A 22,361-nucleotide genomic window follows, 5' to 3' on the forward strand; every position below is an offset into this window, starting at 1 on the left:
AACCGAGAAGGGTGCTCAACGAAGTGAGGATGACCATGACTTTCCCGATCCACGCGCTCGTCAGATGGGCGCTCGCACTCACCGCGATATGGCTTGCCGGCTGCACGACCTACGTGCAGACGCAGGTCACCGCGTTCTCCGACTGGAGCGGCAGCGACACCACGCGCACTTACGCATTCGCGCGCAAGGCCGAGCAGCAGAACAGCATCGAGCAGACGACCTACGAGACGCTCGTCGCCAACGAGCTTGCGAAGTACAACTTCCGCCAGGTGCCGGAGGCAAGCGCCAACTATCAGATCGCGATTGCCTATTCGATTCGCGGCGACACGGTGACCGTGCGCCAGCCGGTCTACTACGATCCGTGGCCGATGTACGGTCCGTGGGGCGCCGGTCCTTACTGGGGCGGACCGTGGGGCGGCTGGGGTCCGTACGGTCCGTGGGGCCCGACGGGATACGTCGACCAGAGCTATCCGGTCTACGTCCACGCATTGCAGATCCGCATGAACGACCGGAAAACCGGGCGCGAGACCTACAAGGTGACGGCGGTCAATTCGACGGGCGATCCATCGCTCTATCAGGCGATGCCGTATCTCGTGCGCAGCGCACTTTCGGACTTCCCGCTCGGCAACGGCACGGTACGCACGGTGACGCTGCCGGTCGACAAGAACGGCGGCTTCTCGAACGAGACGGCGGCATCGGCGGGAGCGAACGAGCGCAGCGCAGCGCCCGCGCCCGCGGCCAAGACCGTCGATTGATCGGCAGAACCAAGCCGACGCGTCTTCCGGCAATTTTTGCCGGAGACGCGAAAAACGATTCTGTTCACGGCCGCGAGGAAAGTTTATAAAACCGTGCTCCGGCCTTGATCGAACAGGGGAATCGCCGCCGCGCCGGCGGGCCGCAATATATGCAGATTCGGCGATTTAGCGATATATTCCCGGGATGACAAAATCGTGTCCGCCCAATCCCCAAGCCGTTCCCGAGCCCACTACATGGGATGCGCGGCTCGCACGCCGTCTCGTCACGCCGCTCGTCGGCACGCCGGTCACGCCCAATCACCTGACCACGCTGCGCCTCGCGATCGGCCTCGCCGGCGCGTACTATCTGTCGCTTGGTCAGTTCTGGATGTGCACGCTCGGCGCGCTGCTCATCGCGCTGTCGAATTTCGTCGATCACACCGACGGCGAGCTCGCGCGCATCAGCGGACAGTCGAGCAAGATCGGCCATTTCTATGACCTCGCGTGCGACGCGCTCGTCACCGTGCTGCTGTTTCTCGGCATCGGGTTCTACGTCGCCGTGCATCATCCGTCGATGATCGTGCCCGCCCAATGGCTCGGCGGCATCGCGGGCGTGGCGGTTGCGCTGATCTTTTTCCTGCGCATGCGCATCGAGTCGATGGTCGGCAAATCGGGCACGAAGCAGGCGTCGATGGCCGGATTCGAAACCGAAGACGTGCTGTATCTGCTGCCGCTCGTGACCATCCTGAACGGCATGACGCCGTTTCTGATCGCGGCGGCGATCGGCGCGCCGCTCTTCGCCGTCTACGTGGCGGTGGACTATCAGCGCGTGAGCGCGCAGATGAAACGGCGCGCGCAAGCGACCCACGCAAAAGACGACAAAGATTTTCAGGCGGTGAGATGAGCGATACGGCAACTCCGGACAACACGCTGATTCAACCGGTGCACACGGCGAAGGCCGCGCGCCCATCGCAGCGCGACATCGATTCGACGATGAGCGCGCGCCTCGCCGCGTTCCCGGCGCCGAAGCTGCGCGACGAGTACGGACAGCAAGGCTCGTTTCTCTATATCGAAGACTTTCTGCCGCGCGATTACACCGAACGCCTGATCGCCGCCGTGCACGACGTGATGCCTTCCGTGAACCGCAACTATCTGCCGGGGCACAAGGCGGGCGGCAGCGTGAGCCGCCACACGCTCGACAAGCTCGCGCCGTTCATCGCGGATCTGTATCGCTCGGACGCGCTCATCAAGTGGCTCGAAGCGATCACCGGCGACAAGCTGCAGCTCTCGCCGCAAGACGATCCGCACGCCTACGCGCTGTATTTCTACACGAAGCCGGGCGATCACATCGGCTGGCATTACGACACTTCGTATTACGACGGGCGCCGCTACACGCTGCTGCTCGGTGTCATCGACGATTCCTCCTGCAAGCTCGACTACGAACTGCACACGAAGAATCCGGCGGTGCCCGATCAACCCGGTTCGGTGCAGTATCCGCCCGGCGCGTTCGTGTTCTTCGATGGCGACAAGCTGCGCCATCGCGTCACGCCGCTCGGCGAGAACGAGATGCGCGTGTCGCTCACGTTTGAGTACGTGACTAACCCGAACATGCGGCCGTTCCAGCGCTTCATCTCGAACATGAAGGACTCGATCGCGTATTTCGGATTCAGGCAGGTCTTTCGCCGCAAGGGCGGCAAGAACGGACAGGCATGAGCCGCGCGGGCACATTTCTTCTCTCAGCCGGCGTGGTGCTGTTCATCGCGCTGCTCGGCTGGCAAGGCTTCGGCTCGGTCGCATCGACGCTGGCCGCGGCCGGCTGGGGCCTCGTCGCGGTCGCGGCGTTTCATTTCGTGCCGCTCGTCGTCGATGCCGGCGCGATCAGCGTGCTCTTCTCCGACAAGGAACGCGACGTTTCCCTGCGCGATGCATTGCTCGCGCGCTGGGCGGGCGAATCGGTGAATAGCCTCATGCCCGCAGGCCAGATCGGCGGGCCGATGCTGATGGTCCGCTATCTCGCGCAGCGCGGCATGCGCGCGCGCGACGCGGCCGCCGTCATCACTGTCAGTACGACGATGCAGACCGTCGCCCAACTGATCTTCGCGCTCGTCGGCGTCGTGCTGCTGACCGGCTACGCGGCGGGCGGCTCGTCGTCGACGTTGACGTTCGCCGTGCTCGCGGTGATCGGCGTGATCGGCCTGATGATCTTCGGTTTCTATCTGGCGCAGCGGCGCGGTCTCTTTGGCCGCGCGATGCGCTTCGCGTCGGGCATCGCAGCGAAGTTCTCGGCGAAGCGCGACTGGTCGTCGCTCGTCACGCGCGCCGAAGCGGTCGATGCCGCCGTCCACGAGATGTATCGCGAGCGCGGCAAGGTCGCGGCGAGCTTCGGCCTGAGTCTTGTCGGCTGGATCGTCGGCACGGGCGAAGTGTGGCTCGCGCTGCATCTGCTCGGCCATCCGGTCGGCTGGACGGAAGCGTTGCTGCTCGAAAGTCTCGGCCAGGCGATTCGCGGCGCGGCCTTCGCCATTCCCGGCTCGCTCGGCGTGCAGGAAGGCGGCTATCTGCTGCTCGCGCGTCTCGTCGGACTGCCGCCGGAAGCGGCGCTCGCCCTGTCGCTCGTCAAGCGCGCGCGCGAACTGCTGCTTGGCGTGCCGGGCATCGTCTATCTGCATTTCGTTGAAAAAGGCTGGCAGCGCCGCCGTCTCGCGCGCGTGCCGGATATCGACTGACCCACCCACGAAGGGAACACAAGCATGCGCGCAATTATTCTTGCGGCCGGGATGGGCTTGCGCCTCGTTCAGCCCGAAGGCCAGCAAAAGCCGAAATGTCTGCTGCGATTCGGCGGCAATTCGGGCGATGCATCGTTGCTCGAGCGCCATCTGCACTTCCTGAAAGCCGCGAACGTCGACGAAGTCGTCTTCGTGACCGGCTTCAAAAGCGAGCAGATCGAAGCGGAGCTCGCGGCGATCGACTGGAAGCCGAAGACCGAGATCGTCGTCAACGACGAGTTCACGCTCGGCAGCGTGCTCTCCGTGCACACCGCGCGCGACGCGATGACGCGCGGCGGCGACGTCCTGCTGATGGACGCCGACGTGCTTTACGACGAACGCATTTTCGAGCCGCTCGTCGCGGGCGGCAGCGTGAATCGCCTGCTGATCGATCGCGATTTCGAAGCCGGCGACGAACCGGTGAAACTGTGCGTCGAGAACGGCGTGCCGGTCGAGTTGCGCAAGCAGGTCGCGGCGGGTTTGAAGTACGACACGATCGGCGAATCGGTCGGCTTCTTCCGTTTCGACGAAAAAACCGCCACGCGTCTCGCCGACATCTGCGCCGATTACGTGGCGACCGGCCGCGCGAAGATGCCGCACGAAGAGGCGGTGCGCGACCTGTTGCTGGAAAAAACCCACGCGTTCGATATCGCCGATGTCACCGGCGCGCCGTGGATCGAAATCGATTTTCAAAACGACGTGAAGCGCGCCGCCGACGAAGTGTTGCCGTCGCTCAACGCGCTCAGTCAGTTTGCAGGAGCATCGCAACAATGAACGCACCCACGCAAATCCCGGTCGGCTACTCGCGCACCCTGCGCCTGCGCGAGATGCTGCAAAGCAATCGCCTCGAATTCCTGATGGAAGCGCACAACGGCATTTCGGCGCGCATCGCGAAAGAAGCCGGCTTCAAGGCGATCTGGGGCTCGGGCCTCTCGATCTCCGCGCAGTTCGGCGTGCGCGACAACAACGAAGCGAGCTGGACGCAGGTCGTCGACAACCTCGAATTCATGGCCGACGCGAGCGATCTGCCGATCCTGCTCGACGGCGACACCGGCTACGGCAACTTCAACAACGTGCGGCGTCTCGTGCGCAAGCTGGAGCAGCGCGGCATTGCGGGCGTGTGCATCGAAGACAAGCAGTTCCCGAAGACCAACAGCTTCATCAACGGCGAAGCGCAGCCGCTCGCGGATATCGACGAATTCTGCGGCAAGATCAAGGCGGGCAAGGATTCGCAGAGCGATCCGAATTTCTCGATCGTCGCGCGCGTGGAAGCGTTGATCGCCGGCTGGGGCATGGAAGAGGCGCTCAAGCGCGCCGAGGCATATCGCCAGGCTGGCGCGGATGCCATTCTGATTCACAGCAAGCTCTCGAAGCCCGACGAAATCCTCACGTTCGCGCGCGAATGGGCGGGTCGCGGTCCGCTCGTCATCGTGCCGACGAAGTACTACAGCACGCCGACCGATGCGTTCCGTCAGGCTGGCATCAGCTGCGTGATCTGGGCGAACCATCTGATTCGCGGCGCGGTTTCGGCAATGCAGGCAATCGCGAAAGAAATTCACGACAGCGAGACGCTCGTCAACGTGGAAGACCGCATCGCGTCGGTGAACGAGATCTTCCGTCTGCAGGACGCGGACGAATATTCCGCCGCGGAGAACATCTATCTGAGCGCGGCCAACGAGAAACGCAGCGCGATCGTGCTCGCCGCGAGCCGCGGCGCGGGCCTCGAAGCACTGACCGAAGAACGCCCGAAGGTGATGTTGCCGGTCGCGGGCAAGCCGCTTCTGCGTCATCTCGTCGAGGCGTTCAAGAAGGAAAGCATCAACGACATCACGGTCGTCGGCGGATATCGGGCCGATGCGATCGAAAAGGGCGGCATTCGTCTCGTCGTCAACGAGAAGCACGAAACCACCGGCGAACTCGCGTCGCTCGCGTGCGCCGTCAAGCACATGAACGGCGATACCGTCATTTCCTACGGCGATCTGCTGTTCCGCAGCTACATCCTGCGCGATCTGGTCGAGTCGGACAGCGACTTCTGCGTGGTCGTCGATTCGTCGCAGACGCCGCAAGCGGGCGCGGCGGCAACTGACTTCGCGTACTGCTCGACCGCCGATGACCGCGCGCTCTTCGGCCAGAAAGTGTGGCTCGAAAGCGTGGTCGGCGCGGGTCAGACAATCGCCGATGCACGTGCGCCGCAAGGCCGCTGGATGGGGCTCGTCAAGGTGCGCGCGGGCGCGCGCGAGCGTCTCGTCGCGACGCTCGCCACGCTGCAGCAGCGCGCCGATTTCGACACGCTCGATACCGCCGCGCTCCTCAACGCATTGATCGCCGATGGCCAGAAGATCGAAGTGCAATACGTGCACGGCCACTGGCGCGGCGTGAACGATCTCGACGACTTCCGTCGCGCGGGCGATTTCGCGCACGGCCAGACGCCGATCGGTTCCGAAGGCACGGAGAACGCGCGTGATTGAGGCCGCCCAGTTCGTCGAAGCCGCGCGCGAGCGCGGTTTCGACTGGTACGCGGGCGTGCCGTGCTCGTTTCTCACGCCGTTCATCAATTACGTGCTGCAGGACGACTCGCTGCATTACGTGTCGGCGGCGAACGAAGGCGATGCAGTCGCGTTGATCGCGGGCGTCGCGCTTGGCGGCGCGGGCAACGGAAAAGCGAAACGTCGCGGCATCGCGATGATGCAGAACTCCGGGCTCGGCAACGCGGTGAGTCCGCTGACGTCGCTCACGTGGACGTTTCGCCTGCCGCAATTGCTGATCGTCACGTGGCGCGGCCAGCCCGGCGTGCACGACGAGCCGCAGCATGCGCTGATGGGCCCGATCACGCCGCAGATGCTCGAAACGATGGAAATCCCGTGGGAGCTTTTCCCAACGGAAGCCGGCGAGATCGGCCCGGCGCTCGATCGCGCGACCGACTACATGGACCGCACCGGCCGTCCGTACGCGCTCGTCATGCAAAAGGGCAGCGTCGCGCCTTACGAGTTGAAGAAGACGGGCCTGTCGGGCGTGCGCGTCAATGCGCATCCTGCGAGCGTGCAGCGATACGAATGCGAGCGCGCGACGCGCCACGATGCGCTGCGAAAGGTCATCGCCAACACGCCGAAAGACGCGACCGTCGTGCTCGCATCGACCGGATTTTGCGGCCGCGAACTCTACGCTATCGACGATCGCGCGAACCAGCTTTATCTCGTCGGTTCGATGGGCTGCGTGACGCCGATGGCGCTCGGCCTCGCGCTGTCGCGCCCGGATCTGACCGTCGTCGCGCTCGATGGCGACGGCGCCGCGCTGATGCGCATGGGCGCGTTTGCGACGCTCGGCGCGTACGGTCCGTCGAATCTCGTGCATCTGCTGCTCGACAACGGCGCGCACGAATCGACCGGCGGCCAGGCGACGGTGTCGCGCGAAGTCGATTTCGCGTCGATCGCGTCGGCGTGCGGTTACGCGCTCGCGCTCGACGGCAACGACATCGGCGTAATCGATCGTCTCTTCGAAGCGAAAGATGTCGACGGCGCGCGTTTCGCGCGTCTGTCGATCAGGACCGGCACGCCCGCCGACCTGCCGCGTCCGAAGATCACGCCCGAGGACGTGCGCGCGCGTCTGCAACAACACATTGGAGGCCGTTGATGCTGCTGCTCAATCCGGGCCCGGTCACGCTGAGCGAACGCGTGCGCAAGAGCCTGCTGCAAACCGATCTGTGTCACCGCGAACCCGAGTTCTTCGATCTGCAGGATGAGGCGCGCAAGCGTCTCGTCGCGGCTTACGAACTCGATCCGGCGGTGTGGAGCGCCGTGCTGATGACCGGCTCGGGCACCGCGGCGGTCGAAAGCATGATCGCCGGGCTGGTGCCGGAAGGCGGGCGGCTGCTCGTCGTGGAAAACGGCGTGTATGGCGACCGCATCGCGCAGATCGCGAAGCAATACGGCATCGATCACGAAGTCGTGAAGTACGAATGGATGCAGGCGCCGGACATCGACGCGATCATCGCGCTGCTCGACACGAAGGAGTTCACCAATGTCGCGATCATCCATCATGAAACGACGACTGGCCGCTTGAACGCGATCGATCAGCTTTCGCGCGCGTGCGGCGAGCGCGGCGTCGGTCTGCTGCTCGACGCGGTGAGCAGCTTCGGCGCGGAAGCGATCGATTTCGACGGCGGCGGCATCGCGGCCATCGCGGCGACCGCGAACAAGTGCCTGCACGGCGTGCCGGGCGCGGCGTTCGTCATCGCGCGCCGCGATGCGCTGGCGCAGGCCGCGAGCCGCAACTACTATCTCGGCATCGCGCGGCTCGCGAAGCTGCAGGACGCGCGCAACACGCCGTTCACGCCGTCGGTGCACGCGTATTACGCGCTCGTCGAAGCGCTGCGCGAGTTCGAGGAGGAAGGCGGCTGGCGCGCGCGGCATCGGCGCTACGCGAAGCTGGCGGAGCAGGTGCGCGCGGGATTGGCCTCGCTCGGCATCGAGAGCGCGTTGCCGCCGGAAGAATCGTCGGTGGTGCTGCGCGCGTATCGGCTGCCGCAGGGCGTCACGTACGAAACGCTGCACGACGCGCTCAAGGCGAAGGGCTTCGTGATCTACGCGGGGCAGGGCGGTTTGTCGAAGGAACTGTTCCGCATTTCGACGATGGGCGCACTCGATGCGAACGACATGGACCGGCTGATTTCGTCGTTCGTCGAATTGCTGCGCTGAGTTTGTGTCGACTACTGCTTGCAGAAAATCGCCGTAATAAAGGGCGCGACGTGGTGCACGACCGCGTCGCTGCCCGCCGCGCGCACTTTCTGCTCCACTTCGACGTCGCCGCCCCAGACGACCGCGCCATACGCCGCATCTCCGATCGGTTCGCCTTTGCCCTGCCGGAAGAGCGGATCGTCCTTCTGATACGCCACCAGCGCGTACACCTTGAATCCATACGCCGTCAGCGTCGCGCCTTTCACCGCGCGAAACGCGTTGATCGAGTTCGGCTCGACGCGCATCGGCTTCTTTTCCAGCAGATTGTTTTCCTGCAGCGGCGCGATGAAATCGTGCGGCGTCGATTTGCAGTCGAGTTGCGCATCGAGCGCCTCGGCGTGCGCGAGCGCGCTCATCGACGCGAGCATCATCGGCAGGACAAGACGAATGGGCCGGAAGGCGATCATGGCGACGCACCGAACGTGAAGCCAGCACTTTAACGAGATTGCATTAATTGTGCTCGAATCGTCGCCGATTGCGTGGCTCGCCATACGAAAACGCCCTTCGAAGGAAGGGCGCTCGTCTTGCGGACTGCGCAAAAGAAACTCAGGCGGCCAGTTCCAGCTTCGCCGTCTTGCGCGTGTCGCGCGAATGCACGCGCTTGCCGGCCGCATAGGTTTCGAAGACCGCGCGATCGTCGCCGAGCAGCGCGAACGCGAACAGCAATTCCTCGAGCGATTCCGTGCGCGCCGTGCGGCGCGAAAGCAGCGGCGTCGCGTTCGGATCGAGCACGACGAAATCCGCTTCGCTGCCGGCGCGAAGCGTGCCGATCCTGTCGTCCAGGTCGAGCACTTGCGCCGCGCCCGTCGTCGCGAGCCAGAACATGCGCGTCGCGGTCAGATGATGACCGGTGAGACGCGCGATCTTGTGCGCGGCGCCCATCGTCTGAAGCATGGAGAACGACGTGCCGCCGCCGACGTCCGTCGCGAGCGCGACCGGCATGTTCGACTCGCCCGCCTTCTCGAAATCGAACAGGCCGCTGCCGAGGAACAGGTTCGACGTCGGACAGTGCGAAGCCACCGCGCCCGTTTCCGCCATGCGCGCGCGATCCTGTTCGTCGAGATAGATGCAGTGGCCGTACACCGCGCGGCGGCGCAACAGGCCGTAGTGATCGTAGATGTCGAGATAGCTGCGATGCCCCGGAAAGAGGCTCTCGACCCATTTGATCTCGTCGGTGTTTTCCGCGACGTGCGTCTGGATGAACACGTCGTCGTGTTTCTTCGCAAGCACGCCGCACGCTTCGAGCTGCTCGTGCGTCGACGTCGGCGCGAAACGCGGCGTCAGCGCATATTGCTGACGGCCGCGCCCGTGCCAGCGAGCGATGAGTTCGGCGCTGTCGTCGTAACCGGATTGCGCCGTGTCGCGCAGGAACTCGGGGCAGTTGCGGTCCATCAGCACCTTGCCCGCGATCATGCGCGTGCCGCGCGCCTCGCTTTCGGTGAAGAATGCATCGGCGGATTGCTTGTGGACCGTGCAGTAGACGAGCGCCGTCGTCGTGCCGCACGCGAGCAGCTCGTCGATGAAGAAACTCGCCGTCTCGCGCGCGATCGACGGATTCTCGAAGCCGCGTTCGGTAGGGAACGTGTACGTGTTGAGCCAGGGCAAGAGGCCCGGCGCCGGTGACGCGATCATGTCCGTCTGCGGATAGTGAATGTGCGAGTCGATGAAACCCGGCACGATCAGCTTGTCGCGCATCGTGTGGACGGTCGCGTCGGGCTCGAGCCTGTCGCGGATCGACGCATACGCGCCTGCCGCGACCACGTTGCCGTCCTCGACGATCAGAAGGCCGTCGGCCTCGTAGACCGCGCCATCGGCGGCATGCGCGGGGTCTTCGCGAAAGGTCAGCAACTGGGCGCGGTAGGCGGTTTGAGTCATGATGCAACGTCTCCGTATTGGATTTTCAAAGCTGCGAAAGCAGGACTAACGAGAACGCCGCGATGATCCACATCGCGGGTTTGATTTCCTTCGCGCGGCCCGTCGCCGACTTAAGCACGACGAACGCGAGAAAGCCGTACGCGACGCCATCGGTGATCGAGTATGTGAGCGGGATCAGGATCATCGCGAGGAACGCGGGAATGGCTTCGTCGAAACGATGCCATTCGATCTTCGTGATCGCTTCCATCATGAACACGCCGACGAGCACTAGGGCGGGCGCGGTCGCGATGGCCGGCACGAGCGAGAGCAGCGGCGAAAGGAACAGGAACGGCAGGAAGCACAATCCGGCGACGACCGCGACGAGACCCGTGCGCCCGCCCGCCGAAATGCCCGCTGCCGATTCGATGTACGCGTTCGCCGGGCTCGTGCCGAGCGGCGCGGAAATGAGCGCGGAGAACGAATCGACCATCATCGACTGGCGGATGTTGCGCGGATTGCCGTCGCGGTCGTAGAGCTTGCCGGCTTCCGATATCGCCATGAAGGTGGAGAGCGCGTCGAAGAACGACGTGAACAGCATCACGAAGATGAACGGCCAGTAGATGACTTTCAGCGCGCCCATGAAGTCGAGCTGCATGACCGCCGAGAAGTCCGGCGCGGCGAAGAGGCCGTTCCAGTTGACGAGCGTTTTCGTGGCGATGGCGGCGGGCCAGTACGCGGTGCCGTCGCCGTAGAAGCGGCCGATCGGAATCGCGATGATCGTCGTGAACACGATGCCGAGCATCAGCGCGCCCGTGACCTTGCGCGCGACGAGAATCGTCGTGACGGCAAGGCCGATCAGGAACGTGACGACGACCGGATTGAGCGACGCCGAGTGCACGATCGTCACCGGATCGCCGACGACGAACTTCGCGTTCACGAGCCCGATCAGGCTGATGAACAGGCCGATGCCGCACGACACCGCATGGCGCAGGTTCGCTGGAATCGCATCGACGACGAGCTTGCGCGCGTTGAACGCCGCGAGAATCGCGAAGATCACGCCCGACCAGAACACGCAGCCGAGCGCCGTCTGCCACGGCATCTTGCCGCCGTGCACCATGACGAACGCGAAGAGCGCGTTCATGCCCATGCCGGGCGCGACGAGCACCGGATTGCGCGCGTAGAGGCCCATCGCGCAACTGCCGAGAAAGCTGACGATGACGGTCGCCGTCAACGCCGCGGGAAACGGCACGCCCGCCGCCGACAAGATGCCCGGATTGACGACGATGATGTACATCGCCGTGAGGAACGTCGTAATGCCCGCGACGATTTCGGTTTTCGTGCGCGAGCCAGCCGCGCGAATGCCGAAGAAGCGTTCGAGCGCGGTCGTGTCGCGTTGAGAAGTGGCTGTGGTTTGCATCGTGCTTACTGCTTCCAGTGCTGATCCAGGCGCGCGATCATTGCGTCGCGTTCTTCTTCGGTGACGAACGAGGCTTCGAGGCTGTTCTTCAGCAGCGTGTAGACCTCGTGATCGGTAAGCTTGAGCGCATCGGCGATCGCGAAGTAGTTCGCGTTGACGTAGCCGCCGAAGTACGCGGGATCGTCGGAGTTGATCATCACCGCGACGCCTTGATCGAGCAGATCCTTGAGCGTGTGCTTCGTCATGTCGTCGAACACGCAGAGCTTGATGTTCGAGAGCGGGCACACGGTCAGCGCGATGCGCTCATCGGCGAGACGCGCGACCAGCGCCGCGTCCTCGATGCTGCGCACGCCGTGATCGACGCGATCCACCTTCAGCAGATCGAGCGCTTCGTAGACATACGACGGCGGGCCTTCCTCGCCCGCATGCGCGACGAGCTTGAGCCCGCGCTCGCGCGCCTGCGCGAACACGCGCTCGAACTTGGACGGCGGATGACCGCGCTCCGACGAATCCAGCCCGACGCCGATCAGCCGATGCGCGTATTTATCGAAGAGCGGCAACGCGCTTTCATAGGTGGCGAGCGCGTCTTCTTCGGAAAGATGGCGCAGAAAGCAGAGAATCAGCTTGCTCGACAGACCGCGTTTTTCGCCTTCGGCCAGCGCGGCATCGATGCCCGCGACGACCGTTTCGATCGGCACGCCGCGCTCCGTGTGCGTCTGCGGATCGAAGAAGATTTCCGTATGCGCGACGTGATCGGCGAGCGCGCGCTCGACATACGCCATCGTCATGTCGTAGAAATCCTGCTCCGTGAGCAGCACGCTCGCGCCCGCGTAGTAGATGTCGAGGAACGATTGCAGGTCGGTGAACGCGTAGGCCGCGCGCAGCGCATCGATGGAGTCGTACGCGAGCTTCACGTTGTTGCGTTTCGCGAGCGCGAAAATCAGCTCCGGTTCGAGCGACCCTTCGATATGGATATGCAGCTCGGCTTTCGGCGCGCGCGCAATCTTGTCGGCGAGTGTGGGATTCATGTGGGCTTTTCAGTCTTTTGGGGCTGCGAATTCGCCTGTGGGTCAGGCGGTCTGTTGCGACGACGCGTGGCTCGAAGCGTTGGCTTCGACCGCTTGCAGCAGTTGGGCTGCCGCTGCAACGGCGATCACTTCGGGCGCTTTGTCGACGATGCCGTCGATGCCGATCGGACACACCATGCGCGCGATCTTCGCGGGGTCGATGCCGCGCGCCGCGAGCCGGTGTTCGAACTGCTTCTTCTTCGTGAACGAGCCGATCATGCCGAAGAACGCAAAGTCGCCGCGCCGCAGGATGCACTCCGCGAGCGCGAGATCCACCGTGTGGTTGTGCGTCATCACGATGTAGTACGCGTCGGGCGGCGCGCGATCGACGGCTTCGTCGGGCGCGTCGTTCGGCTCGATCGTGACGTTGTCCGGCACGAACTGCGGTGCGGGAAACGCGGCATCGCGTTCGTCGACCCAGGTGACGTGGCACGGCAGCGTCGCGAGCACGCGGATCAGCGCGGCGCCGACGTGGCCCGCGCCGAACAGCACGACCTCGAAGTCGTTCGGCGCGATGGTTTCGGTCAGCAGCGCGCCGCTTTCCTCGAAACCAGCGCCGTCCCACAGCAGGCAGTCGGCGCCGGTCGCGCCCGGTTCGGGATCCGAGAGCATGACGGCGTCGCGAAGCTCGGGATCCGGCGCGAAGGAAACGCTGCGCACGGTCGATAAACCTTGCGCCGTGCGTTTGCCGAGCGTCGTCACCCAGTTGAGATCCGCGACATCGAGCCGCTCGAACGCCAGCACGACCGCGCCGCCGCAGCACTGGCCGAGGCTCGGGCCGAGCGCGAAGCGCTCGAGCTTGCGCATGCGCGGAGTGCGCATCCCGTCCTTCAGCACTTGCCGTGCGGTTTCGATGGCCTTCCATTCCAGATGACCGCCGCCGATCGTATAGCGCGCGTCCTCACGCGTGACGATCATCTTCGTGCCGGGCTCGCGCGGCGCGGAGCCTTCGACACGCGCGACCGTCACGAGCACGACGGCATCGCCGTGCGCGAGCAGGTGTTGCAGGTCGTTCAGCCAAACTTGCATCGAGTGAGCTCCAGAAGTGGTCGGATGTGCGCGTGATTCGTGCGGATTTGCGTCGTCGCAGACGCTAGTTTACCGGGCGATGAACATGGCATCGCCCAGCGGGTGAAAAGCGCGACAGGCGCGCGCTTGAACGCGCGGGCGCAAGGGAACAGGGCGCGGAGCCGGAGAAGGCGGATGGTGTGCGTTGTCATGATTCGGGGAGACATTGCGGACCGGGCGCGCGTTACGCGGTTTCCGTTCGCTTCGTGAGTTGCCGTCTAGAAAAACGGGCTGCCTTCGAGCGAAACGGACTGCGCGCACGTAGATCGCCATCCAGACACGACCTTACCATCGCAATATCCCAAAAATATTGCGCGACACGTATCAAGATTATGCGGATGCGCTGATGCGGGGAAGAAAAAGCGCGCCGGGAGGCGATGAAACGGGGAGAGCGGGCGGCACGAACGGCCGCCCGGCAAGGTTTATCGAACCGCCGAGCGGAATTTGCGCTTGAGCCGCACGCTGGCCGCGACGAACACGAAGATCAGCGCGAACGCGATTAGCGACCATTGCGGCAGCGAAAGCCCGAGAATCGGCGGATACGGCGTTTCGCACAGCCCCGCGACCTTGAACACCTGCGGCAGCCAGGTTGCGGGCGGCAGGCCGTCGACGATCGGCTGGAGCGCGTCGAAACCGCAGCTGAAGCCGGGATGCGACTGGACGTACACATGACGGATCGCGGTGACGAGTCCGCCGAGCGCGCAGATGGCGACGAGCGTTTCGAACAGCGCAATGCCGCGCCAGTTGCGGAAAGCCGCGCCGAGAAACGCGAAGATCGCGACCAGAATGAAGAAATAGCGCTGGATGATGCACAGCGGACACGGATCTTCGTTATGGAAGAACTGGAGATACAGCGCGCCGCCGACGAGACCGAGACTGATCAGACCGAGCAGCACGAGCAGGCGGCGCTCGCGGCGCATCGCCCGGTCGTCCTGATGCATCGTGAAGTGATTCAAAGAGTTGTTCATTGTTTCGCAACGATTCGAGAAGGAAGCACCGGAGTTGCGCGGCTATCGCGGTGAATTCTAGCGCGAACGCAGAATGCGCAGAATTAGCTGCGTTCAGCGGAACGCTCGCGGCGCTCAGCGCGTCGTGTCCAGCACGGCTTCCACCGCGCGTCCGATCGACAGCAAGGTGTCATCGGCGTTCGGCGCGCCCGCGAGCATCAGCCCGACAGGCGCTTCGCCGCGCGGATGGCAGGGCAGCGACAGCGCGCAGGCATCGAGAAAATTGAAGGCGGTCGGATTGCGCAGGATCAGCGCGTTCATGCGCGTGAAGGCGTCGTCGTCGGTTTCGAGATCGGCGATGCGCGGCGGCAGCACCGGCACGGTCGGGCAGAGAATCGCGTCGAAACGTTGCCAGAGCGTCGTGCGCGCGGCTTCGATCATCGCGTCGCGCGACTCGCACAGATCGATGTAGTCCGCCGCGCTCGCCGCTTCGGCGCGTTTCAGGCGCGCAAGCACGCGCGGATCGTACTCGCCGCCGCGCTCGGCCATCAGCTTGCGATGCCACGCGTGGGCCTCGATCGCGACGAGCGGATAGCGGTTGATCTCCGGCAGCCGGTCGAGCGGCGCGAAACGCACGTCTTCGACCAGCGCGCCGGCCGCAGCGAGATGATTGACGGCCGCGGCGACCGCGCTCGCTACCGGAGCCTCGACGCCATCGGTGACGTAGTTCGTCAGCACGCCGAGACGCACGCCGTCGAGCGGACGCGTCGCGGGCACGCCGGGGTCGCGTCCCGCCAGAATGCGATCGACGAGCGCGCAGCACGCGACCGACACGCCGATCGGCCCGAACGAATCGAGCGTCTTCGAAAGCGGAACGCCGCCCTGCTTCGGGATGCGGCTCGCGGTCGGCTTGAAGCCGGTGAGTCCGCACAGCGCCGCCGGAATGCGGATCGAGCCGCCGGTGTCGGTGCCGAGCGCGACGGCGGCCATGCCGTCCGCGACCGATGCCGCCGCGCCCGACGACGAGCCGCCCGCGATGCGCGCGTCGCCCGGCTCGCTGGCGCGCCACGGCGAGCGCGGCGTGCCGTAGTGCGGATTGAGTCCGAGGCCCGAGAACGCGAACTCGCTCATGTTGGTGCGCCCGACGAACACCGCGCCTGCGCGGCGCAGGCGCGCGACGGCCACGGCGTCGGCTTTGGCGGGCGCGGCGTCGGCGAGCGCCTTCGAGCCCGCGCGCGTCACTTCACCTTCGATATCGAAGAGATCCTTGATCGACACGGGAATGCCCGCGAGCGGAGAGAGCACGGTGCCGGCGCGGCGCAGCGCGTCGTGGGCATCGGCGGCGGCCCGGGCGTGGGCGGCATCGACATGCAGGAAAACGGTCGCGCCCTGGCCAGCCGGATCGGCGATACGTTCGAGCGCGGTCTCGATGAGCGCGCGGCTCGTCGTGCGGCCGCTTTTCAGATCGGCGGCGAGTTGGGCGAGAGGGGCGAACTGCGGCGAAGTGGTCGGCATGGCGTCGGGCAGTGGCGTTGCCGTCTGCGAGAAGCCGGCAATGCCCGGCGCTTCGCATCGGCAGTGAGTGGATGGGCGCCGCGACAGGAAACCCGGACGCCCAAGGTGGCTGTCATTCTAAGCCACCGGCGTCGATCGGACACCGCTCAGATCGTGCGCGAGAAGCGCCGCAGGCTCGCCTGGCCCAGATAGCGGTCGAATACCGATGCGACGTTGCGCACCAGCATGCGTCCGGCGGGCAGCACGCGCAGCGCGTCGCGCGAGAGATCGATGAGGCCGTCGCCGGCCATCGGCGCGAGGCGCGCGAGTTCGTCGGCGAAAACGGCGGAAAACTCGACGCGATGCGCGCGCGCGATATCGTCGAAACGCAACTCCCCGCCGCACATGATGCGCATGATGACGTCGCGGCGCAGCGTGTCGTCGGCGGAGAGGCGCACGCCGCGCGCGATGGCGAGCCGGCCCGCGTCGATCGCCGCGGCGTAGTCCGCGAGTTCGCGCGCGTTCTGCGCGTAGACATCGCCGATCCTGCCGATCGACGACGCGCCGATGCCGATCAGATCGCAATCCGCCTGCGTGCTGTAGCCTTGAAAATTGCGCTGGAGCGTGCCGGTTTCGAGCGCGCGCGCGAGCTCGTCGCCGGGCAGCGCGAAATGATCCATGCCGATGTACACGTATCCCGCCTCGCTCATGCGCGCGATCACGCGTTCTAGAATCGCGAGGCGCATGGCGGGCGAAGGCAGCGCGTGCTCGTCGATCTGCCGCTGCATCTTGAAGAGCGCGGGCATGTGCGCGTAGCCGAACACGGACACGCGGTCCGGCTTGAGTTCGATGACCGCATCGAGCGTGCGTGAGAATCCCTCGACGTTCTGATGCGGCAAGCCGTAGATCAGATCGACGCTCACCGACTTGAAGCCGTGCGCGCGCGCGGCGTCGAGCACGGTTTCGGTCATCGCCCGCGGCTGGATGCGGTTGACGGCGCGCTGCACGCGTTCGTCGAAATCCTGCACGCCGAGGCTCAGGCGGTTGAAGCCGAGCTCGCGCAGCAGCGCGATCGTATCCGCCGACGCCTCGCGCGGATCGACTTCGATCGAATATTCGGCGCGCTCGTCCGCGACGAGCTTGAAGTGCTCGCGTGTCGCGGCCATCAGCTCGGCCATCTCGCCGTGCGAGAGGAAAGTGGGCGTGCCGCCGCCCCAGTGCAATTGCGTGACCGGACGCGATGGATCGAAGAGCGCCGCCTGCAACGCCAGCTCGCGCTTCATGCGATCGAGATAAGGGCGTGCGTGCGCGCGATTTTTTGTCGCCACCTTGTTGCAGCCGCAGTAGAAGCAGACCGTGTCGCAGAACGGGATGTGAAAGTAGAGCGAGAGATCAGCGTTCGCTTTCGACTGGCGCGCGGCCTCGCGATAATGCGCGGCGTCGAAGGCGTCGGTGAACTGGACTGCGGTCGGATAGGACGTGTAGCGCGGGCCGTGCGCATCGTAGCGCGCGAGCAGATCGGGGCGGAAGAGCGGGGCGGCGGGCGTCATGGCGAACCTCTGGGGATGGTCCGAGTGTAGTCGGGCGATGAACGCCATCGTTGCGCGATAAGGTCGCAGCGCGATGGCAGCATTTGACGAAACGCAAAGAAAAGGCGTGCGAAAATGCTGTTTCTTCTCGCGCTGTTCAGTAACGCCATGTCGATCGATTCATCGCCTCACGCCTGCCGCGAAGGCTGCGGCGCCTGCTGCATCGCGCCGTCCATTTCGAGTCCAATTCCGGGAATGCCGGCCGGCAAGCGCGCGGGCGAACGTTGCGTGCAACTGGGCGACGATCTGCGCTGCAAGATCTTCGGCGATCCGCGCAGGCCGGCGTGCTGCAGCGGCCTGCAGCCCTCAAGCGAGATGTGCGGCGAGACGCGCGACTATGCGCTGGTGTGGATCAAGCGGCTCGAAGCGGCGACGCAGCCGGCGCAACTGTCGTGACGTTCGGCGGTCCAATCCGCGGACCGCGCCGGGGACGACGGCGCAGACTCAGATAAAAGCATTGGAGGATCACGCATGACGAAAACCGTCGCGCCGCTGCGGCGCCGGTTCGTGCTGGCAGGACTGATGTCGCTGCCGGCGCTCGCACTCGGATCGAAGGCGCAGGCCGCCTCGAATTCGATATTTCCCTTCATTCCGGACCACTACACATTTTCGACGCGGCAGGTGCAGGACGCGGTCGCGCGCAAGTTCCCGCTGCAACGTACGGCCTCGCAGATATTCGACGTCGTCCTGAGCAATCCTGTCGTCGGCATGGCGCCGGATCGCAATCGCGTGACGGTGCAGGTCGATGCGCGTCTTGCGACGCCGTTCATGCCCAATCCGGTCGTCGGCGCTTTCACGCTGTCGACGCAACTCGGCTACGATACGCCGAGCCGCTCGGTCATTCTCGTCTCGCCATCCGTCGACGATGCCCGTTTCACCGGCGACGCCGCGCAGTACAACCAACAGATTGCGTCGGTCGGCGCGCAGCTCGCCGCGCAACTGCTCGACCGCTATCCGATCCACACCTTCAAACCCGAAGAACTCCAGTTCGCCGGCGTGTCGTATGAACCCGGTACAATCACAGTCCTTACAAACGGCATACGTGTGCAGATCGTCGAGAAGTAAGTCGAAATCTCTGCGCAATGTGCTCCACAAGCAACGGCGAACATGGCGAACAAGGGCTGACGGATGGACTGGATACTGATGGTGAAGGCGCTCATTCTGGGCGTCGTGGAAGGCTTGACCGAATTTCTGCCGGTTTCGAGCACGGGGCATCTGATCGTGGCGGGCAGTCTGCTGAATTTCACCGACGCGCAGTCGAAAACCTTCGACGTCGTCATCCAGTTCGGCGCGATTCTCGCGATCTGCTGGGAATATCGCGCGAAGATCGCCTCCGTGGTCACGGGGCTGCCCTCGCGTCCCGACGCCCGTCGCTTCACGGTGAACGTAATCATCGCGACGATCCCGGCCATCGTGCTCGGCCTTCTGCTCGAAAAGCACATCAAGGCGGTGCTGTTCTCGCCGGTGCCGGTGTCGGTGGCGCTGATCGTCGGCGGGATCGTGATTTTGTGGGCGGAGTCGCGGCAGCGCGAGCGTGGCGCCATGACGCGCGTGCATTCCGTCGATGACCTGTCCTACGCCGATGCCTTGAAGGTCGGCCTCGCGCAATGCTTCGCGCTGATTCCGGGCACCTCGCGATCCGGCGCGACGATTATCGGCGGCATGCTGTTTGGGCTCGAGCGGCGCGTGGCCACGGAGTTTTCGTTCTTCCTCGCCATTCCGATCATCTTCGGCGCGACGCTCTACGAAATGGCCAAGTACTGGCGCACGCTCACCGTGAGCGATTTCGGGCTCTTCGCGATCGGGCTCGTCGCGGCGTTCGTGAGCGCCTTCGTCTGCGTGCGCTGGCTTTTGCGTTACGTCGCGTCGCACGATTTCACGGCGTTCGCGTGGTATCGCATCGGCTTCGGCCTGCTGATTCTGATCGTCGGATATAGCGGCGGACTGAGCTGGGCCGACTGATCCGGCTTTCATCGCGCATAATGCAGAACGCCACGGCTTGCCGTGGCGTTGTCGTTTTAGCGATGCGTTTAGCGGCGGCGGAACATCAGATCCCAGACGCCGTGACCGAGCCGCAAGCCGCGACGCTCGAACTTGGTGACCGGGCGAAAATCGGGGCGCGGCGCGTAGCCGTCCGCGGTGTTTTCGAGCGCCGGCTCCGCCGATAGCACTTCGAGCATCTGCTCGGCATAGTTCTGCCAGTCGGTCGCGAGATGCATGTATCCGCCCGGCTTCATGCGCGACACGAGCAGCGCGACGAACTTCGGCTGAATCAGCCGGCGCTTGTGATGACGCGCCTTGTGCCACGGATCGGGAAAGTAAATGTGCACGCCATCGAGACTGTCGGGCGCGATCATGTGTTCGAGCACTTCGACTGCGTCGTGCTGAAGGATGCGGATGTTGCCGAGACCCTGCTCGCCGATCAATTTCAACAGCGCGCCGACACCCGGCTCGTGCACTTCCACGCCGATGAAGTCATCGCCCGGCCGCGCGGCCGCGATCTCCGCCGTGGTCGCGCCCATGCCGAAACCGATTTCGAGCACGCGCGGCGCGTGGCGGCCGAAGCACGCGTCCCAGTCGGCCGGCTGCGGCGCGTAGGGCACGACGTAGCGCGGACCGAGATCGTCGATGGCGCGTTGCTGTCCCGGCGACACACGCCCCGCGCGCGTAACGAAGCTGCGTATCCGGCGATGGCGCAGCGTGGCGTCTTCGGTGACGTCGGGCCGGAAGCTGCCGTTGTCGTCGGCGTCGTCTTGGGGATCGTGGCTCATGAGGCGATGGGAACGGATGCGGGAAACTAAAAAGCCGCCCATACGTGATTCGGGGCGGCTTTCGCTGGAATGCTGGAGCGGGCGATGGGAATCGAACCCACGTCAGTAGCTTGGGAAGCTACGGTAATAGCCATTATACGACGCCCGCATGAGCCGGCTATTGTAAGCGCAACGCGTCTTGCGACGCAATTGCGCACGGCCTCAGATGCCGAAGAGCGTCATCGACACCGCGACGCGCGTCACGACCATCAGCAGCACCTGCACGATCACGAACAGCAGAATCGGCGAAAGATCGATGCCGCCCAGGCGCGGCAGGATGCGCCGCAGCGGATCGAGAAACGGCGCGGTGATCTGGTAGAGCAGCGGCATCGCCGGCGACTGCGGATTCAGCCACGACAGCAGCGCCATCAAAATCGTCACCCAGATGATGAGGTTCAGCGCCCATTTGACGACGGTCAGCAGCGCGACGAGCAGCAGGATCGGCACCATGAGCGTCGGATCGACGCCCGCCAGCACGACCATCAGCGTCACATACACCGCGGATGCGATGAACGCCGCCACGATGCTCGCCCAGTCGATTTTCCCGCCGGGAAGAATCTTGCGCAGCGGCAGCACGAGCCAGTTGGTCGCCTGCATCACGGCGTTCGACACGGGGTTGTAAGGCGGCATGCGCACGACCTGTATCCATGCGCGCAGCAGGAGCGCCGCGCCGAACAGGGTGAAAAGGGTGTTGAGCAGAAAACGGGCGATATCGCCGAACATCTCGGGTCCTCTGGAATGCGTGCGCAGTGTCGCGACGTGCGCCGGGTCGTTTGAGCGAAAGGTGACGAAATACGAAGGGCGCTAGCGGGCGAAGCGCCGTTCGCGCACGGTGTCGGGGAAGAGGCCGTCCGGGCGGCGCGAATGGTGAATGCGGACCTTGATCATTGTTCGTTCTCTGGACTTGAGTATCTGGTCGAAGCCAACCTGTCGAAGCCAACGGCGGCTCGAATTCCCCGCCCGACAGCCTTAGCCGCTGGGGTGCCGGACGTCACCATAACATGGCTTCGGGAACGCTTGGGGACGTTGTCGCACGCGGTGCGAGCGATTGTCGGGGTAATCCGTTGGAAGGCGGGTGAAAGGCGTGTGAAAGTGTCCGAACGCGCATTCGCGCGAAGCACGCCCGCATCGAAAAACCCTGGTGTTGCCATTTTGAGACGATCGCGAAAAGCGTATTACACGCAAAACTGGCAGTATATAAGTACGGTTGGCGAAAAAGCGCGCCGCACTGTTGCGGCAAGTTTGGGGTTTTACGAAAAGCAGGCGAGGTAAAAACCAGCGGTTCTTTTTCGGCCGGACAAAAAGCGGGTTTTCTGCGGAATGTGGTTAATCGCACATTGACGTTGGAACTTGGTTTCTTTGCGAACACGAGGGAACGGACAGGCGCTCAATACTAAAGAGAAGACGAATCAGGCGGGAGAGAATGCGCGGCGCGAATGCCGGCCGCGCGCTCCCAATAAAGTTTCATTCGCTACGTTCGGAGGTTGCCATGAGCATTTTCTCTTATCGGAAGCATCTGCGATTCCTGAGCCAGGCCCAGCGGCGCCGCTGGTGGGATCAGAAAAAGCGGCTGACTCCTCGGGTGGTGATCGGCGCGGCTTACGTGCCGCCCAATGTCACGCGTGAATTCGCTTACGTGAAAGTCGGCTGAGCCGTTAGACTGTTTTTTTTAAGACTCTCGCGCATTACATGAAAAGCCCCGCCGGACGCATTGTCCGGTGGGGCTTTTCCGTTCTTTTGTAAATAGACGTTACGCGGTTTTCAGTGTCGATGCCGCGCCCACGGACGTCATCGAATGCCGGCAACCTGCCGGCAGGCATCGGCTGGCTTTCAGCATCGATAGCACGTTAAGGAACTTGCAATTTGCAACAAATCGATTCGGC

General features: G+C 64.3%; 22 protein-coding genes and 1 tRNA gene. 12 read left to right on the forward strand and 11 right to left on the reverse strand.

The features are described 5' to 3' along the window. The first annotated feature begins 35 nt into the window (after positions 1-35). From AWB77_RS17055 to AWB77_RS17090, 8 genes are all read left to right on the forward strand, one after another. Positions 36-755, forward strand: coding sequence for a DUF4136 domain-containing protein (locus tag AWB77_RS17055; protein ID WP_061135616.1), 720 nt, complete (start codon positions 36-38; stop codon positions 753-755). Positions 756-939: 184 nt separating this feature from the next. Further along, a complete protein-coding gene (locus AWB77_RS17060; RefSeq protein ID WP_061135617.1) occupies positions 940-1,638 on the forward strand; it encodes a CDP-alcohol phosphatidyltransferase family protein in 699 nt (232 codons plus the stop codon). Further along, complete coding sequence (locus tag AWB77_RS17065; RefSeq protein ID WP_061135618.1) at positions 1,635-2,447, forward strand: HalD/BesD family halogenase; 813 nt, start codon at positions 1,635-1,637, stop codon at positions 2,445-2,447. The genes AWB77_RS17060 and AWB77_RS17065 overlap by 4 nt, the downstream gene beginning before the upstream one ends. Beyond that, positions 2,444-3,460 (forward strand): flippase-like domain-containing protein, encoded by a 1,017-nt coding sequence (locus AWB77_RS17070; protein WP_061135619.1) that lies wholly within the window; start codon positions 2,444-2,446, stop codon positions 3,458-3,460. The genes AWB77_RS17065 and AWB77_RS17070 overlap by 4 nt, the downstream gene beginning before the upstream one ends. Before the next feature lie 24 nt (positions 3,461-3,484). Further along, positions 3,485-4,273, forward strand: a complete 789-nt coding sequence (locus AWB77_RS17075) for a phosphocholine cytidylyltransferase family protein (protein ID WP_061135620.1) — start codon at positions 3,485-3,487, stop codon at positions 4,271-4,273. Continuing rightward, a complete protein-coding gene (aepX, locus tag AWB77_RS17080; RefSeq protein WP_061135621.1) occupies positions 4,270-5,967 on the forward strand; it encodes a phosphoenolpyruvate mutase in 1,698 nt (565 codons plus the stop codon). The genes AWB77_RS17075 and aepX overlap by 4 nt, the downstream gene beginning before the upstream one ends. After that, entirely contained in the window at positions 5,960-7,129 is a 1,170-nt protein-coding gene (gene aepY, locus AWB77_RS17085) for a phosphonopyruvate decarboxylase (protein WP_061135622.1), read from the forward strand. Before aepX ends, aepY begins: the two co-directional genes overlap by 8 nt. Further along, on the forward strand, positions 7,129-8,193 hold the full coding sequence (locus tag AWB77_RS17090) for a 2-aminoethylphosphonate aminotransferase (protein WP_061135623.1): 1,065 nt from the start codon (positions 7,129-7,131) through the stop codon (positions 8,191-8,193). Before aepY ends, AWB77_RS17090 begins: the two co-directional genes overlap by 1 nt. A gap of 11 nt (positions 8,194-8,204) precedes the next feature. Here AWB77_RS17090 and AWB77_RS17095 read toward each other — a convergent pair whose 3' ends face one another. The 8 genes from AWB77_RS17095 to hemN form a co-directional block, all read right to left on the reverse strand. Next, the gene (locus AWB77_RS17095; RefSeq protein WP_061135624.1) at positions 8,205-8,639 is read right to left on the reverse strand and encodes a hypothetical protein; all 435 of its coding nucleotides are present in this window, start codon (positions 8,637-8,639) and stop codon (positions 8,205-8,207) included. Between the two features lie 139 nt (positions 8,640-8,778). After that, positions 8,779-10,107, reverse strand: a complete 1,329-nt coding sequence (guaD, locus tag AWB77_RS17100; protein WP_061135625.1) for a guanine deaminase — start codon at positions 10,105-10,107, stop codon at positions 8,779-8,781. Between the two features lie 25 nt (positions 10,108-10,132). Next, positions 10,133-11,503, reverse strand: a complete 1,371-nt coding sequence (locus AWB77_RS17105; protein ID WP_061135626.1) for an NCS2 family permease — start codon at positions 11,501-11,503, stop codon at positions 10,133-10,135. Between the two features lie 5 nt (positions 11,504-11,508). Next, positions 11,509-12,531, reverse strand: coding sequence for an adenosine deaminase (locus tag AWB77_RS17110; protein WP_061135627.1), 1,023 nt, complete (start codon positions 12,529-12,531; stop codon positions 11,509-11,511). A gap of 42 nt (positions 12,532-12,573) precedes the next feature. Continuing rightward, entirely contained in the window at positions 12,574-13,599 is a 1,026-nt protein-coding gene (xdhC, locus tag AWB77_RS17115) for a xanthine dehydrogenase accessory protein XdhC (RefSeq protein ID WP_061135628.1), read from the reverse strand. Positions 13,600-14,060: 461 nt separating this feature from the next. Continuing rightward, on the reverse strand, positions 14,061-14,579 hold the full coding sequence (locus tag AWB77_RS17120) for a disulfide bond formation protein B (protein WP_061135774.1): 519 nt from the start codon (positions 14,577-14,579) through the stop codon (positions 14,061-14,063). A 141-nt stretch (positions 14,580-14,720) separates the two neighbouring features. Beyond that, on the reverse strand, positions 14,721-16,100 hold the full coding sequence (locus tag AWB77_RS17125; RefSeq protein WP_061135629.1) for an amidase: 1,380 nt from the start codon (positions 16,098-16,100) through the stop codon (positions 14,721-14,723). Positions 16,101-16,246: 146 nt separating this feature from the next. Next, positions 16,247-17,629, reverse strand: coding sequence for an oxygen-independent coproporphyrinogen III oxidase (gene hemN, locus AWB77_RS17130; protein WP_061135630.1), 1,383 nt, complete (start codon positions 17,627-17,629; stop codon positions 16,247-16,249). Positions 17,630-17,776: 147 nt separating this feature from the next. Between hemN and AWB77_RS17135 the strand changes: the two genes are divergently transcribed. The 3 genes from AWB77_RS17135 to AWB77_RS17145 all read left to right on the forward strand — a co-directional run bounded on the left by AWB77_RS17135 (position 17,777) and on the right by AWB77_RS17145 (position 19,630). Next, the gene (locus AWB77_RS17135) at positions 17,777-18,064 is read left to right on the forward strand and encodes a YkgJ family cysteine cluster protein (RefSeq protein ID WP_061135775.1); all 288 of its coding nucleotides are present in this window, start codon (positions 17,777-17,779) and stop codon (positions 18,062-18,064) included. 75 nt (positions 18,065-18,139) lie between these two features. Continuing rightward, complete coding sequence (locus AWB77_RS17140; protein ID WP_061135631.1) at positions 18,140-18,733, forward strand: DUF1439 domain-containing protein; 594 nt, start codon at positions 18,140-18,142, stop codon at positions 18,731-18,733. 63 nt (positions 18,734-18,796) lie between these two features. Beyond that, positions 18,797-19,630 (forward strand): undecaprenyl-diphosphate phosphatase, encoded by an 834-nt coding sequence (locus AWB77_RS17145; protein WP_061135632.1) that lies wholly within the window; start codon positions 18,797-18,799, stop codon positions 19,628-19,630. A 68-nt stretch (positions 19,631-19,698) separates the two neighbouring features. Here the strand turns inward: AWB77_RS17145 and trmB are convergent, their stop codons facing one another. The 3 genes from trmB to AWB77_RS17160 form a co-directional block, all read right to left on the reverse strand. Next, a complete protein-coding gene (gene trmB, locus AWB77_RS17150) occupies positions 19,699-20,439 on the reverse strand; it encodes a tRNA (guanosine(46)-N7)-methyltransferase TrmB (RefSeq protein WP_061135633.1) in 741 nt (246 codons plus the stop codon). Between the two features lie 73 nt (positions 20,440-20,512). Then, positions 20,513-20,587 (reverse strand) — tRNA-Gly (locus tag AWB77_RS17155). A 53-nt stretch (positions 20,588-20,640) separates the two neighbouring features. Continuing rightward, positions 20,641-21,201 carry a YggT family protein gene (locus AWB77_RS17160; RefSeq protein ID WP_061135634.1) on the reverse strand — a complete coding sequence of 187 codons (561 nt, stop codon included), beginning with the start codon at positions 21,199-21,201 and terminating at the stop codon, positions 20,641-20,643. A gap of 766 nt (positions 21,202-21,967) precedes the next feature. Between AWB77_RS17160 and AWB77_RS36390 the strand changes: the two genes are divergently transcribed. Beyond that, the gene (locus AWB77_RS36390; protein ID WP_167354150.1) at positions 21,968-22,129 is read left to right on the forward strand and encodes a hypothetical protein; all 162 of its coding nucleotides are present in this window, start codon (positions 21,968-21,970) and stop codon (positions 22,127-22,129) included. Positions 22,130-22,361 lie beyond the last annotated feature (232 nt).

The organism is Caballeronia fortuita, from assembly GCF_001544835.2.
Taxonomy (GTDB): Bacteria; Pseudomonadota; Gammaproteobacteria; order Burkholderiales; family Burkholderiaceae; genus Caballeronia; species Caballeronia fortuita.

Coding starts and splice junctions, on each gene's coding strand:
- AWB77_RS17055 (WP_061135616.1), top strand. CDS start 36: ATGACTTTCCCGATCCACGCGCTCGTCAGATGGGCGCTCGCACTCACC.
- AWB77_RS17140 (WP_061135631.1), top strand. CDS start 18,140: ATGACGAAAACCGTCGCGCCGCTGCGGCGCCGGTTCGTGCTGGCAGGA.
- xdhC (WP_061135628.1), bottom strand. CDS start 13,599: ATGCAAGTTTGGCTGAACGACCTGCAACACCTGCTCGCGCACGGCGAT.
- AWB77_RS17065 (WP_061135618.1), top strand. CDS start 1,635: ATGAGCGATACGGCAACTCCGGACAACACGCTGATTCAACCGGTGCAC.
- AWB77_RS17090 (WP_061135623.1), top strand. CDS start 7,129: ATGCTGCTGCTCAATCCGGGCCCGGTCACGCTGAGCGAACGCGTGCGC.
- AWB77_RS17095 (WP_061135624.1), bottom strand. CDS start 8,639: ATGATCGCCTTCCGGCCCATTCGTCTTGTCCTGCCGATGATGCTCGCG.
- guaD (WP_061135625.1), bottom strand. CDS start 10,107: ATGACTCAAACCGCCTACCGCGCCCAGTTGCTGACCTTTCGCGAAGAC.
- trmB (WP_061135633.1), bottom strand. CDS start 20,439: ATGAGCCACGATCCCCAAGACGACGCCGACGACAACGGCAGCTTCCGG.
- AWB77_RS17105 (WP_061135626.1), bottom strand. CDS start 11,503: ATGCAAACCACAGCCACTTCTCAACGCGACACGACCGCGCTCGAACGC.
- AWB77_RS17110 (WP_061135627.1), bottom strand. CDS start 12,531: ATGAATCCCACACTCGCCGACAAGATTGCGCGCGCGCCGAAAGCCGAG.
- AWB77_RS17135 (WP_061135775.1), top strand. CDS start 17,777: ATGTCGATCGATTCATCGCCTCACGCCTGCCGCGAAGGCTGCGGCGCC.
- AWB77_RS17060 (WP_061135617.1), top strand. CDS start 940: ATGACAAAATCGTGTCCGCCCAATCCCCAAGCCGTTCCCGAGCCCACT.
- AWB77_RS17075 (WP_061135620.1), top strand. CDS start 3,485: ATGCGCGCAATTATTCTTGCGGCCGGGATGGGCTTGCGCCTCGTTCAG.
- hemN (WP_061135630.1), bottom strand. CDS start 17,629: ATGACGCCCGCCGCCCCGCTCTTCCGCCCCGATCTGCTCGCGCGCTAC.
- AWB77_RS36390 (WP_167354150.1), top strand. CDS start 21,968: ATGAGCATTTTCTCTTATCGGAAGCATCTGCGATTCCTGAGCCAGGCC.
- AWB77_RS17145 (WP_061135632.1), top strand. CDS start 18,797: ATGGACTGGATACTGATGGTGAAGGCGCTCATTCTGGGCGTCGTGGAA.
- AWB77_RS17160 (WP_061135634.1), bottom strand. CDS start 21,201: ATGTTCGGCGATATCGCCCGTTTTCTGCTCAACACCCTTTTCACCCTG.
- AWB77_RS17120 (WP_061135774.1), bottom strand. CDS start 14,579: ATGCATCAGGACGACCGGGCGATGCGCCGCGAGCGCCGCCTGCTCGTG.
- AWB77_RS17125 (WP_061135629.1), bottom strand. CDS start 16,100: ATGCCGACCACTTCGCCGCAGTTCGCCCCTCTCGCCCAACTCGCCGCC.
- AWB77_RS17070 (WP_061135619.1), top strand. CDS start 2,444: ATGAGCCGCGCGGGCACATTTCTTCTCTCAGCCGGCGTGGTGCTGTTC.
- aepX (WP_061135621.1), top strand. CDS start 4,270: ATGAACGCACCCACGCAAATCCCGGTCGGCTACTCGCGCACCCTGCGC.